General features: G+C 64.5%; 12 protein-coding genes and 1 other RNA gene. 2 read left to right on the top strand and 11 right to left on the bottom strand.

Annotation, left to right across the window (positions count from 1 at the left end):
• The first annotated feature begins 12 nt into the window (after nt 1-12).
• Nucleotides 13-987, top strand: coding sequence for a cysteine synthase A (cysK, locus tag IPF49_16850; GenBank protein ID MBK6289269.1), 975 nt, complete (start codon nt 13-15; stop codon nt 985-987).
• 6 nt (nt 988-993) lie between these two features.
• On the opposite strand, the gene IPF49_16845 is transcribed toward cysK, so the two are convergent.
• The 7 genes from IPF49_16845 to ffs form a co-directional block, all read right to left on the bottom strand.
• Nucleotides 994-1395: a hypothetical protein gene (locus IPF49_16845; GenBank protein MBK6289268.1), complete on the bottom strand. Its 402-nt coding sequence runs from the start codon at nt 1393-1395 to the stop codon at nt 994-996.
• Nucleotides 1389-1664: a YcgL domain-containing protein gene (locus IPF49_16840; GenBank protein MBK6289267.1), complete on the bottom strand. Its 276-nt coding sequence runs from the start codon at nt 1662-1664 to the stop codon at nt 1389-1391. Before IPF49_16840 ends, IPF49_16845 begins: the two co-directional genes overlap by 7 nt.
• Nucleotides 1661-2803, bottom strand: a complete 1143-nt coding sequence (rnd, locus tag IPF49_16835; protein ID MBK6289266.1) for a ribonuclease D — start codon at nt 2801-2803, stop codon at nt 1661-1663. The genes IPF49_16840 and rnd overlap by 4 nt, the downstream gene beginning before the upstream one ends.
• Nucleotides 2803-3399: a recombination protein RecR gene (gene recR / locus IPF49_16830; GenBank protein MBK6289265.1), complete on the bottom strand. Its 597-nt coding sequence runs from the start codon at nt 3397-3399 to the stop codon at nt 2803-2805. The genes rnd and recR overlap by 1 nt, the downstream gene beginning before the upstream one ends.
• A gap of 17 nt (nt 3400-3416) precedes the next feature.
• Nucleotides 3417-3737 carry a YbaB/EbfC family nucleoid-associated protein gene (locus IPF49_16825; protein MBK6289264.1) on the bottom strand — a complete coding sequence of 107 codons (321 nt, stop codon included), beginning with the start codon at nt 3735-3737 and terminating at the stop codon, nt 3417-3419.
• A 1-nt stretch (nt 3738) separates the two neighbouring features.
• Entirely contained in the window at nt 3739-5454 is a 1716-nt protein-coding gene (gene dnaX / locus IPF49_16820; protein ID MBK6289263.1) for a DNA polymerase III subunit gamma/tau, read from the bottom strand.
• 71 nt (nt 5455-5525) lie between these two features.
• An RNA gene (gene ffs, locus IPF49_16815) (signal recognition particle sRNA small type) lies at nt 5526-5622 on the bottom strand.
• A gap of 247 nt (nt 5623-5869) precedes the next feature.
• Here ffs and IPF49_16810 point away from each other — a divergent pair.
• A complete protein-coding gene (locus IPF49_16810; GenBank protein MBK6289262.1) occupies nt 5870-6454 on the top strand; it encodes a hypothetical protein in 585 nt (194 codons plus the stop codon).
• 12 nt (nt 6455-6466) lie between these two features.
• On the opposite strand, the gene tilS is transcribed toward IPF49_16810, so the two are convergent.
• The 4 genes from tilS to rnhB form a co-directional block, all read right to left on the bottom strand.
• Nucleotides 6467-7801, bottom strand: a complete 1335-nt coding sequence (gene tilS, locus IPF49_16805) for a tRNA lysidine(34) synthetase TilS (protein MBK6289261.1) — start codon at nt 7799-7801, stop codon at nt 6467-6469.
• Between the two features lie 11 nt (nt 7802-7812).
• On the bottom strand, nt 7813-8763 hold the full coding sequence (locus IPF49_16800; GenBank protein ID MBK6289260.1) for an acetyl-CoA carboxylase carboxyltransferase subunit alpha: 951 nt from the start codon (nt 8761-8763) through the stop codon (nt 7813-7815).
• Between the two features lie 78 nt (nt 8764-8841).
• Nucleotides 8842-12291: a DNA polymerase III subunit alpha gene (gene dnaE, locus IPF49_16795; GenBank protein ID MBK6289259.1), complete on the bottom strand. Its 3450-nt coding sequence runs from the start codon at nt 12289-12291 to the stop codon at nt 8842-8844.
• Nucleotides 12292-12298: 7 nt separating this feature from the next.
• A complete protein-coding gene (gene rnhB / locus IPF49_16790; protein ID MBK6289258.1) occupies nt 12299-12913 on the bottom strand; it encodes a ribonuclease HII in 615 nt (204 codons plus the stop codon).
• Nucleotides 12914-12920: the final 7 nt, after the last annotated feature.

Below are 12920 nucleotides of genomic sequence, written 5' to 3'. Positions count from 1 at the left end.
GACCGTATCGTCATGAACATTTTTTCCGACAACAGCCTCTCGATCGGCAACACGCCACTGGTGCGGCTCAACCGGATCGGTGGCGGCAAGGTACTGGCGAAACTCGAAAGCCGCAATCCGGCGTTTTCAGTGAAATGCCGCATCGGCGCGAGCATGGTTTGGGCAGCCGAGGAAAATGGCAGCCTGAAACCGGGCATCGAGCTGGTCGAGCCGACCAGCGGCAATACCGGCATTGCACTCGCATTCGTGGCCGCCGCACGCGGCTATCGCCTGACACTGACCATGCCACACACGATGAGCCTCGAACGACGCCAGATCATGACCGCGCTCGGCGCCAATCTGGAGTTGACCGACGGCGCGTTGGGCATGAAGGGCGCCATCGCGCGGGCCGGGCAGATCGTCGCGCAGGATCCGGCGCGTATTCTGATGCTGCAGCAGTTCGACAATCCCGCCAATCCGGCCATCCACGAACGCACCACGGGCCCGGAAATCTGGCGCGACACCGACGGCACGATCGATGTACTGGTGAGCGGCGTCGGCACGGGCGGCACCATCACCGGAATCTCGCGCTACATCAAACACGGCCAGGGCAAGCAGATCACCTCGGTCGCGGTGGAACCGGTGTCATCGCCGGTGATCGGCAATACCCTTGCGGGCAAGGCTCCCACCCATGCGCCACACCGCATCCAGGGCCTCGGTGCCGGCTTCGTGCCCGGAAACCTGGATCTCTCGCTGATCGATCAGGTGGAATGCGTAAGCGATGACGAGGCGATGGAATACGCGCATAGACTGATGCGCGAGGAGGGCATCCTGGCCGGCATCTCCTGCGGCGCGGCGGTGGCGGCGGCGGCGCGCGTGGCCGAACAGCCACAACATGCGGGCAAGACCATCGTGGTGATCCTGCCCGACTCGGGTGAGCGTTATCTGCGCAGCCCGCTGTTCGAAGGCCGTTTCGGCGACCGTGAACTGGTGCAGGCGATCAGCTGAGTCCGTTCAGTGGCGTGCGGTGCCCGCTCTCGCGCGCGCCGCGGGCGCAGCCTTGGGCTTGGTGCGGGTGCGACTGCCTACCAGCCAGAACCACAGCAAGCGCAGCAGCCAGACCCCAAGCACCGCGAAGATCAGGATCAGCAGCAGCCGCACACCCAGCAATGGCCCGAGCCCACCGTCCTCGGCGGTCAGCAGCTCGAAACAGACGATCACCATGGTCGGTGCCAGATGTGCGGGATCACCATCGACCGAAGCCGGCGCGAGCAACAGCACCGCACTCACCACGCGCAGCGCGTCCTTGGCCCAGCTCCACATCCATGAGCTAAGCCGCCACCCGGTGATCAGCAACGCCGTGGCACTCAGCAGGTAGATCGACCACGCCATCAGATAATCGGAATTGCTCAGCATGGGGGCCCACCGGTCTGGCCTGCGGCCATATCAGGCTGTGGTGGCAACTGCAGATAGAAGCCCTGATCGCGGATCGCGCGCAGAACAGCCGCCGATTCCACCCGCGCCAGCTGGCGCCCGGGTTCGAGAACCAGGGTCATCGCCCGGTCCATGCCGCCGAGCTCGCGCAGCAGTGCTTGCGGCACCCGGACCAGGCCCTCGAGATGATCGACATAGACATAGGTCGCCTCGTTGCGCCGGGAGCGATAGATGGCGCAAATCATCTTCATATGACCCAGCCTTCTGTCAGGCGCAGCAGTTCCTCGCCTATCACCGCTCGTCGCCAGCCGCGCATCAGCCCGAGCCCGTCGCTGGATGCCACATCGGCACGCCAGCGCACCAGCTCCTCGAGATCGCGGCGCCGGGCCAGCATTTCCGGGGCAATACCCAGGCTCGCACCACGCTGCACCAGTTGCGCACGCAGCGCTTTCACCAGCCGGCCCTGGGCCGCGGTTGGCGGAGCCGGAACCGGTGCCGGCAAATCGGTGCTGCCGAGCCCCGTCCCGACCGCGGAAATGATCTCGCTCCCGAAGCGGCGTCTGCTGCCGGGTTGCAATTCGCTCAATGGTTCGAGCTGTTGCGCATCGACCGGCTTGAGTTGCGCGATTTGCAACAGAACGGCGTCGGGCACCACCCAGTTGCGCGGCAGATCCTTGTCACGCGCGGTCCGTTCGCGCCAATCGCAAAGCGCTCGCAGTACCGCAAGTCCACTCCCGTCGAGCCGCCAAGCGCCACCGATATTGCGATAGGCATTCGCAGTGTCACGCTCGCGGAATCTCTCCAGCACCGCGGTGCACTCCTCGCGCGCCCAGGCGCCCGCAGGCACGGCAGCGAGTCGCTGCGCCAGCTTTGCCCACAATGCAGGAAGATAGGCCACGTCCTCTGCCGCGTAGCGCAGCTGGCTGGCGTTGAGCGGGCGTTGCAACCAATCGGTGCGGGTTTCGGATTTCTCCAGCGCCACACCGAGCTCCTGGGCCAGCATTTTCTGATATCCCACCGACAGCCCGTGACCACAGAAGGCGGCCACGATCTGGGTGTCGATCAACGGCTCGGGCAGCGCCCCGAGGTGGTGCTCGCAGACCTCCAGGTCTTCGCTGCACGAATGCATGATCTTGACGATTGCCGGGGAAGTGAGCACCTGCGCCAGCGGTGCGAGATCGCGCACCGCAAGCGGATCGATCAGATAGCAGGCCTCGCCATCGCACAACTGGAACAACGCGGCCTGGGCGTAAAAGGTACGCACGCGCATGAATTCCGTATCCAGCGCGAGCACTGGCCGCTGCCTCCATCCCTCGGCCGCACGCGCCAGTGACTGCGCCGAATCGATGCAATGCACCGCCATGCCGTTGACGGGGTCCACGATGCCCATCAGAGCGGCTTGCGCCCGAGGAATGCGTGCTGCAGCGTGCCTCCGTCCACATATTCCAGTTCGCCGCCCAGCGGCACGCCATGAGCGATGCGCGATACCGTGACCCCGGCGGAACGCAATTGCTCGGTGATGAAATACGCCGTCGCCTCGCCCTCCACCGTGGGATTGGTCGCCAGGATGACTTCCTTGACGCCTTCTTCCCGCGCCCGCTCGCCAAGCAGGTCCAGCCCGAGCTCCGCGGGCCCGATACCATCGATCGGCGACAGGCGTCCGAGCAGCACAAAATACAGTCCGGCATAACCGCCTGCCTGCTCGACCGCAAAGACATCCGCCGGCGTTTCCACCACGCAGATCAGGCCCTGATCACGCCGCGCGCTCGCGCAGATCGGGCAGAGCGGATCTTCACTCAGATTGCGACAGCGCTTGCAGCGCCCGACTCTTTCGATCGCACGCGCCAGCGCCGCTGACAGATACTCGCCACCCTCGCGATCGCGCTCGAGCAGGTGCAGCGTCATGCGCTGCGCCGACTTCGGACCCACGCCGGGAAGGCACTGGAGGGCTTCGATCAGCTGGTCAATCATCGGGCCGAATCGCATCAGGGCGGGTTCCAGGTTCAGAATGGCAGCTTGAAGCCGGCGGGAAGGGTGATTCCGCCGGTGGCGCCGGACAGGCTCGCGCGCTGCAATTCCTCCACCCGACGCACGGCATCGTTGACCGCCGCGGCAATCAGGTCCTCCAGCACTTCGCGGTCCTCGCTCATCAGCGACGGTTCGATATGGATACGACGCACATCGTGACGCCCGGTCATCACCACCCGCACCAGGCCACCCCCCGCCTCGCCCTGCACTTCGCTGCGCGCCATTTCCTGCTGCGCGTCCTGCACCTTTTCCTGCAGCTTCTGCGCCTGTTTCAGCAAATCGTCCAGACCCTTCATCTCACAACTCCTCGTGCGCCATCGCGCCCTCACTCGGTACCGAAAGCACCCTGATGCTGTCGCGATGCAGGCGGCCGGCAAATTCGTCCAGCAAGGCGCGCACATTCGCATCGGCCTCGATGGCTGCTATCGCCTGCCGCTGGCGCGCCGCCTGGATTCGCAATTCGCGCGTCGCCGGCGTTTCGGTGCCGGGTGTGCCGATGCGTGTGGCGACTCTTATCGTGCGCCCGAAATGCACGCTCAGGGCTGCACCGATGCGCTCGTCGCACTGCGGGTTGTACAGCATTGCCTGCTGTTCCTGCAGTACCAGGTGCAGCATGTCGTTGTCGATGCGTTCGGGTACGCTGTTGGAGGCCACGCTGCGGGCCATGCCCACCAGCTCCAGCCTTGCCAGCAGCGCCGCCCAGTTTTCCGCGTACAGCGCCTCGAACCTGGCCGGAACCGCGATATCGTGCCGCGGCTCCCCGGCCTCCTGGCTCGCAGCCTGGTCCGGCGTCTCGGTAGTTACGGGACCGGCGGGCCCTGCGGCCGCCGGTTCAGGCTTTTTTGCCGATACCGGCGCCTCCCGCGCTGGCGTATCCGCGCGCGGCAGAGCAGCCATGCGCGCCGGACCCGGCTGGATGTCCGTGGCAGTGGCCGGCCTGAATGCGAGCATCCGCAACATTGCCATTTCCACACCGCTGCGGGCATCCGGCGCGTAGCTGATATCACGCCGGCACAGCAACCCGATCTGGTAATAAAGCTGCACGTCGGCCGCCACCGCGCTTTGCGCCCATGTTGCGTAACGCTCACGGTCTCCATGCAGGGTATCGAGCATCGCCGGCACCGCCTGCACCAGCGCCACACGGTGCAGCACAACCAGCAGTTCCGCCAGCGCACGCTCGAAATCCGTTCCCTGCTGCGCCATTGTCGCCAGCGCGGCGAGCACCGCGGCCGCATCCGCGGCCAGCAATGCATCGATCAGCGCACCGAGCAACTCGCGATCCACATAGCCGAGCATCTCGGTGACCGCGACTGCCGAGATCGCGCCAGCCCCGTGCGCGATCGCCTGATCGGTCAGGCTGAGTGCATCGCGCATGCTGCCCTGCGCTGCCTCGGCAAGACTCCACAGGGCCGGCGTTTCGAACTCGATCTGTTCCTGCCCCAGCACCTGCGCCAGATGGGCGGAAATCTGCTCCGGGCTGAGGTTCTTCAGGTGAAATTGCAGGCAGCGAGAGAGCACCGTGGCCGGCAGGCGTTGCGGGTCGGTGGTTGCGAGGAGAAACTTGACGTGCGGCGGGGGCTCCTCGAGCGTTTTCAGCAAGGCATTGAACGAGTGCCCCGAGAGCATGTGCACTTCGTCGATCAGGTACACCTTGTAGCGGCCACGGGCTGGCGCGTATTGAACGTTATCCAGCAACTCACGGGTGTCTTCGACCTTGGTGCGCGAAGCGGCGTCCACCTCGAGCAGATCGACGAAACGTCCTTCGGCGATTTCCCGGCACGCGGAACATGTCCCGCAGGGAGATGACGAGACGCCCTGCTCGCAATTTAGGCTCTTGGCAATGAGCCGGGCCAGCGTGGTCTTCCCCACGCCGCGGGTACCCGTCAACAGATAGGCATGATGCAGCCGGTTGCGATCCAACGCATTGACCAGCGCACGCAGTACATGCTCCTGCCCGACCATCTGCTCGAAGGTCTGGGGGCGCCAGCGGCGCGCCAGTACCTGGTATGTCATCGCGGTTTGCCGGCTCCCTGGGATTGGTCGAGGGCCGGGATTATACATGCTTGAAACAAGTGGGTGGCGACCCCGGCCAGCCACACCCCGGCACACGCCTTGACGATTACCGTTGCTCCCTTCCGGGCCTGGCGGGGTTCATCGTCCAGCGTTGCGAGGGAACCGACCGGGATCACCATTGACTGGCAGTCGCGGAAAAAATCACGCGCCGCATTATGCGTGATCGACCGCGTACCGGCAAGCGAACGACCGGCCCAATGCACCTGTGAGGGATGATCGATAGCCTGACCGGATTCACGGCAGAATCTCCTTGACATTTGAATTTCCAAATGGAAAGAATGCCGCGCCTTGCGCAGGACGCCCCGGCTCCCTGCGCCAGCAGCGTCGGCTGCTTATCCGATAAAAGGGGATCCGGATGTCGCAACTGCCCTATGCCGAATCTGACAAGCGTGTTCTCAAGGAGGATTATTGCAATTTCGATCTCATCGCCCGCTGCTGGAACGATGAATATCGCGGCAGGGCGTGGAAGAACAAGGAACGGATAGCCGACTTCGAAGGTACCGACCTCGACGAGATCATGTCCGAACTACGCGTCATCGTCGACCGTATACAGGGCGAGAAGCGCAAGCAGCGCGGCAAGAAAAAGCCCACCCCGCAGGAAATAGCGGACGCCATCGTCGCAATCGAGCCAAAACTCTCGCGCGCGCAGAAGATGATGCTGGCGATCCACGGCAAGGCGCTCAACCAGCGCGTGAACGTCAAGGCCATCAGCCGCGTTGGCGACTACGCCTCGCCCGAAGGCGCGTTTGCCGACTACGCCTGCGTGGCGCGCCGTGTATGCGACGAACTCGCCTATGCGCCGGGCAGCCGGCGCAAGGATGTGTACCCTGGCGTGGTGTTGTTCTTCAACGAGGAAATCACGGTCGGCTCGGTGACAACCGATACCGTGCTCAGCCTGCGCCCCGAAATTGCCAAGGCGCTCGAAATACTGAAGTGGTGAAGCGCAGGTGAATTACTGCGCATCGGGCTCTCCCGGCGTCCAGCGCAACATGACAGCGGCCGATCCCGGATCGGCCACAAAACCGTCACAGATGCACAGATCCGCCACCGCGGCCAGCTCGCCATCGACAAACAGCAGCGGCACCCGGTCACGCAGCCACGGCGGCACGGACAATTCCTGAAGCAACTTCTTGAGACTCTTGCGCGGCCGCCCCGCCACCCGGCAATACATGCCCGGCCGCCGAAAGCCGATCGAATAATTCCCGCCTGCCCGCACCCCGGCGGCACAGTTCTGCAGCCTCACCCGGCCCACGCCCGCCAGTGAACCATCGTAACCAGGCTCCATTCCGCCGAGCGGCTCGGCGCTGAATACGCTGGACGAGGCTTTGACCACATACAGCCGATCGGCGAAACGCCGCAGCTGCACCCCTCCTGAAGCGAACAGCGGCTGGCGGTCGGTGGCTGCCCCGATCAACTCGCTCACCACCGTCTCCAGGCGCCGCGAATCCATCGACATTGCCTGCCGCTCGAGCCAGGCACGCAGCACGTTGAGGGCGCGCGGCCCGGGCAAGCGGCGCCACGCCTCGAGCACGAAGCATGGCAGGCCCAACGCATCGTTACTACACACTGCACGCAGGTCCTGTTCGGCACGCTCCGCGCAGATCTGCGCCGCCTCGGCGCAGTGCGATGCGGTGCGCGCCATGCGCGCCCCCGCTCCGGGCCAGCGCTGCTCCAGGAGCGGAAATATCGTGGTGCGCAGATAACTGCGGTCGTAGCCTGACAAGGCATTGCTCGGATCATCTACCCAGACGATGCCCTGTGCGAGCGCATAGCCGAGCAAGCCGGCCCGGGGCAGCGCCAGCAGCGGTCGGCACAGCAGGGTGTGCCCCAACACCCGCGTGCGGGGCATGCCGCCAAGTCCCGCGGGGCCCGCCCCACGCAACAACCGCAGCAGCACGGTTTCCGCCTGGTCATCGCGCTGATGCGCCAGCAACAGCAGATCGGTTCCAAGACAGAAGGCTTCGAATTCGCGGTATCGCGCCACCCGCAACACATCCTCGGATGCACCGTCGGAGATTCCGTCCGGGAGTTGTGCGCGACGCGCAACGAAGGTCACGCCAAGCGCCGCGCAGACCCGGGCACAGTGCAGTTCCCAGTCCGCCGCGTTTTCATGAACGGCATGATTGACGTGCAATGCCACCAGTTGTGGCGCGCCCCCGCGCCCCGCCAAAAAAGATGCGCAGAGGTGCAGCAGCACGCTGGAATCAAGACCCCCGCTGAACGCCACCACCCAACGCCGCCGCGCCGGAAATTCGGCGAGGAGCGATTCGAGAACGGCGGGCGTCACGGCATCGGCGATCAGCGGCTGCCGTAGGACATCAGGCGCTGGAAACGGATTTCGCACAGTTCATCGAGCGGGATCGATTTCAGGCGTTGCAATTCCGTGAGCAGATGTTCCTGGACACGCGCGGCAATCGCGTCCACGTCCCGGTGAGCGCCACCCAGCGGCTCGGGAATGGTCGCATCGACGATGCCCATCTCCTGCAGCACCGTGGAGGTGACGCCCATCGCTTCGGCCGCCTCCGGCGCCTTGTCGGAGGTTTTCCAGATGATATTGGCACAGCCCTCGGGCGAGATCACGAAATAGGTCGAGTACTGAAGCATCGCAAGATGATCGCCCACGCCGATGCCGAGCGCACCGCCCGAACTGCCCTCGCCGATCACCACGCAGATGATCGGCGTACGCAGCCGTGACATCACTGCGAGATTCTGCGCGATCGCCTCGCTGATTCCCCGCTCCTCGGAATCGATGCCCGGATACGCGCCGGGAGTATCGATCAGGGTGATGACCGGCAGGCCGAAGCGCTCCGCAAGCTCCATCAGCCGCAGCGCCTTGCGATAACCCTCGGGCCTCGGCATGCCGAAATTGCGCCTGACCTTTTCCTGGACGCCCCGCCCCTTTTCCTGCCCGATCACCATCACCGCCGTGTCGCCCAGCCGCCCGATCCCCGCGACGATGGCATTGTCGTCGGCGAAATGCCGGTCACCGTGCAACTCCTCGAAACCGCTGAAGATCCGCTCGATGTAGTCGAGCGTGTAGGGACGACGCGGATGACGGGCGACCTTGACGATCTGCCAGGCGGTCAGGGAGGAATAGATTTTCTCGGTCAGGCGGTCGCTTTTCTGCCGCAGCTTCTCGATTTCTTCCGTGATATTGATCTGGTTGTCATTGCCGACCAGACGCAACTCCTCGATCTTCGCCTCGAGTTCGGCGATCGGCTGTTCGAAATCGAGATAGCTGGGGTTCATCTAGGAAATGCGATCCTGGTCCATGACGGGTGCTAGAGCTTAACAAGCCGCACGTGAAACTTCCACGATCCTTTGAGCTCAGGACGAATAGCGCAAGCTCACCCGCCCCGCTCCGAGGCGCTCGCGCAACCGCGCCAGTGCCTCGTCGCTCGGCAGCAGGCGCCACTGATCCCCCAGGCTGATCTCCGCACTGGCATCCGCCGTGCTGTAGACCACCCGCACCGCGCAGCCCTCGCGCGCACGACCGCCTCCCAGGAGACGGCCCAGCACGCTGGTGAAATCAGCGGCGAAATCGTCCTCACCGAGCTGCAGCACCAATTCGCGCGCAAACCGGCGGCGCGCCTCGACAAGCGTATAGGCCTCGTTGGCGCGCATTCTCATGCCACCCGAAAAATCATCGACGCTCACCACCCCCTCCACGACGAGGATGGTATCGCGCACTGCGTGTTCACGGCAGGCGCGGTAGACATCGGAAAACAGCGACACCTCGACACGAGCGCTGCGATCGTCGAGCTGCAGGAACGCGATATCCTCGCCACGCTTGCTTTTCATGGTGCGCATGCCAACCACCAGGCCCACGATACGCTGCGGCTCCTGGTCCGCCCTCAATTGCGTGATGCGCGTGCGCGTGAACTGCGCGATCTCCGCCTCGTGATCGTCGATCGGATGCCCCGTCACGTAAAGGCCGAGCGTCTCCTTCTCGCCACGCAGACGCTCCCTCGCGCTCCACTCGGCAGCCGCCCTGAAGGCGGCATACACGTCCTCTCCGGTGCTCGCAGGCGCGTTGTCGGCAAACATGTCCATCAAACCGACATCGAGATTGCGCGCGCGCTGTTCGGCCGCCTTGAGCGCCTCCGCCATCGCCGCCATCAGCACCGCACGCGAGGCGCCAAGCCCATCCATCGCACCGGAGCGGATGAGCGCCTCGAGCACCCGCTTGTTGACCCGACGCGGATCGGTACGTGTGCAGAAGTCGAACAGGTCACGGAACTCTCCATCCGCGGTGCGCGCCGCGACGATGCTCTCCACCGGCCCCTCGCCGATACCCTTGATCGCACCGAGACCGTAGACCACCTCGCCGCGTTTGTTGACCGTGAAACGGAATTCCCCGCTGTTGACGTCGGGCAGCACCAGCGCCAGCTTCATGTGCCGGCACTCCTCGATCAGCACCACCACCTTGTCCGTATTGCTCATTTCCGCCGACAACACCGCGGCCATGAATTCCGCCGGGAAATGGGTCTTCAGCCAGGCTGTCTGGTAGGACACCAGCGCATAGGCCGCGGAGTGCGATTTGTTGAAGCCGTAGCCGGCAAATTTCTCCATCAGATCGAAGATCGATGCCGCAACCTCGACGGCGACCCCCTGGGTGCTGGCGCCGGCAATAAAGATCTCGCGCTGCTGCGCCATCTCCTCGGCTTTTTTCTTGCCCATCGCACGGCGCAACACGTCCGCGCCGCCGAGCGTGTAGCCAGCCAGCACCTGGGCGATCTGCATCACCTGCTCCTGGTAGAGGATCACACCGTAGGTATTGTTGAGAATCGGCTCGAGCCGCGGGTGCGGATAGCGCACGATCGAGCGCCCGTGCTTGCGGTCGATGAAATCGTCGACCATTCCGGACTGCAGCGGTCCGGGACGGAACAGCGCGACCAGCGCAATGATGTCCTCGAAGCAACTCGGCTGCTGGCGCTTTATCAGGTCCTTCATGCCGCGCGATTCGAGCTGGAAGATCGCCGTGGTTTCCGCGCGCTGCAAGGATGCATAAACCAGCGGGTCATCGAGCGCGATGCGGTTGATGTCGATCGGCTCGCGCTGCTCCCCCGCAAGCCTGCGGTTGACGATCGCCAGGGCCCAATCGATGATCGTGAGCGTGCGCAGGCCGAGAAAATCGAACTTGACCAGGCCGACCTGCTCGACATCGTCCTTGTCGAACTGGGTAACCAGGCCGCCACCGGCTTCGTCGGAATAGAGCGGTGCGAAATCGGTGAGCGTGGTGGGAGCGATCACCACGCCGCCGGCATGCTTGCCCACGTTGCGCGCCAGGCCTTCGAGCTTGAAGGCCATCTCCATGATCTCCGCCACCTCCTCGTTGCGGGCAACGAAATCGCGCAGCGGCTCCTCCTGCGCCATGGCTTTTTCGAGCGTCATGCCGGGTTCGAACGGGATGAGCTTGGAGAGCTTGTCGGCCAGTCCGTATGGCTTGCCCTGTACCCGCGCCACATCGCGCACCACGGCCTTGGCGGCCATGGTGCCGAAGGTGATGATCTGGGAGACCGCGTCGCGCCCGTAGGTATCCGCCACGTAGGCAATCACCCGGTCGCGTCCCTCCATGCAGAAGTCCACGTCGAAGTCGGGCAGCGATACCCGCTCCGGATTCAGGAAGCGCTCGAACAGCAGGTTGTACTGGAGCGGATCGATATCCGTGATGCCCAGAACATAGGCGACCAGCGAACCGGCACCCGAACCGCGGCCTGGCCCGACCGGCACCGCGTTGTTCTTCGCCCAGCGAATGAAATCCATCACGATCAGGAAATAACCGGCAAAGCCCATCGAATTGATCGTGTCGAGCTCGAAGTCCAGCCGTTCCTGGTAGGCGTCCCTGCGTGCCGCGCCATCGCCGAACGCCGCCAGGCGCGCAACCAGCCCTTCCTGGGCGAGGCGCTGCAGAAAATCCTCGATCCGGGTACCCGCGGGTACCGGATAGTCGGGCAGATAATATTTGCCGAGCTCGAGCTCGATGCTGCAGCGGCGCGCGATCTCCACGCTGTTCTCGAGCGCCTCCGGGATATCCGCGAACAGGGCCTGCATCTCCTGCGCCGGGCGCAGGTACTGGTAAGGGCTGAAAAGACGCTGGCGGCGCGGGTCTTCGAGTGCCCGCCCCTCGTGAATGCAGACACGCGCCTCGTGTGCCTCGTAGTCGCTGCGATCAAGAAAGCGCACATCGTTGGTGGCAACCACCGGGCAGCGCAGACGTCCCGCGAGTTCCACCGCCAGGTGCAGGTAGTCCTCTTCGTGCGGCCGTCCGGTGCGGCACAACTCGATATAGAATCGCCCCGGGAACTGCGTCATCCAGGCGCCCAGCAGCTCCTGCGCCAGTTCGCCCCGTTCGGCCAGCAGTGCCTGGCCGACATCACCATCGCGAGCGCCTGACAGCGCTATCAACCCGTCACAACTTTGTACCAGCCAGTCGCGCTGCAACACCGGCCGCCCCATTTGCTGACCCTCGAGCCAGCCGCGCGAAATCAGCCGCGTCAGGTTGCGATAGCCCTCCTGGGCGCAAACGAGCAGGGTCAGCGGGAAAATCGCACCGCCCGTCTCGACCTGCACATCGCAGCCGACAATCGGTTTGACACCCGCTTTCTGCGCGGCCTTGTAGAACTTGATCAACGCGTACAGGTTGCTCTGGTCGGTCAGTGCCACGGCCGGCATACCGAGTTCGGCGGCGCGTTCGACCAGCTTGTCGATGCGCACCAGGCCATCGATCATCGAAAATTCGGAATGGAGCCGTAAATGGACGAAGTGCCTGCTCATGAATGCCTCAATCGAAATCCAGCGCGCATTGCGCAACTGCCGTGCGTACCGGTGCAAAGGAGCGGCGATGGATCGGGCACGGACCAAACCGCGCAAGGGCCGCGAGATGTGCCGCCGTGGGGTAGCCCTTGTGCAGTGCAAAGCCGTAATCGGGGTACTGTCGATCGAGCAGCTTCATCTCCTCATCGCGCGCAACCTTGGCCAGCACCGAGGCGGCACTTATCGCGGGAACCAGCGCATCGCCCCTGACCACCGCCACCGACGCATACCGCCAGACGGGGCAGCGATTGCCATCGACCAGCACCAGATCCGGAACCAGGTTCAGCGCCTGCACCGCGCGGTGCATCGCCAGCAGGCTCGCCTGCAGGATGTTCAGCCGGTCGATTTCCTCGACACTGGCGCGACCGAGCGCCCAGCCGCGCGCCTGCTCGCGCACCGCCGCCGCCAGCTGCGGGCGGCGGGCATGGCTGAGCTGCTTCGAATCGCGCAGTCCCGGCAGGCAGGCGTCGGCTGGCAGGATGACCGCCGCAGCAATCACATCGCCGGCAAGCGGGCCGCGCCCGGCCTCATCGACACCCGCCACACATTGTCGCGTCGCGAGCAGTTCGGCCCAGTCGCTCATGCTCCAC

Source organism: Gammaproteobacteria bacterium (genome assembly GCA_016705365.1).
Taxonomy (GTDB): Bacteria; Pseudomonadota; Gammaproteobacteria; order Pseudomonadales; family UBA5518; genus UBA5518.
This window is presented reverse-complemented; position numbering and strand designations above follow the sequence as displayed.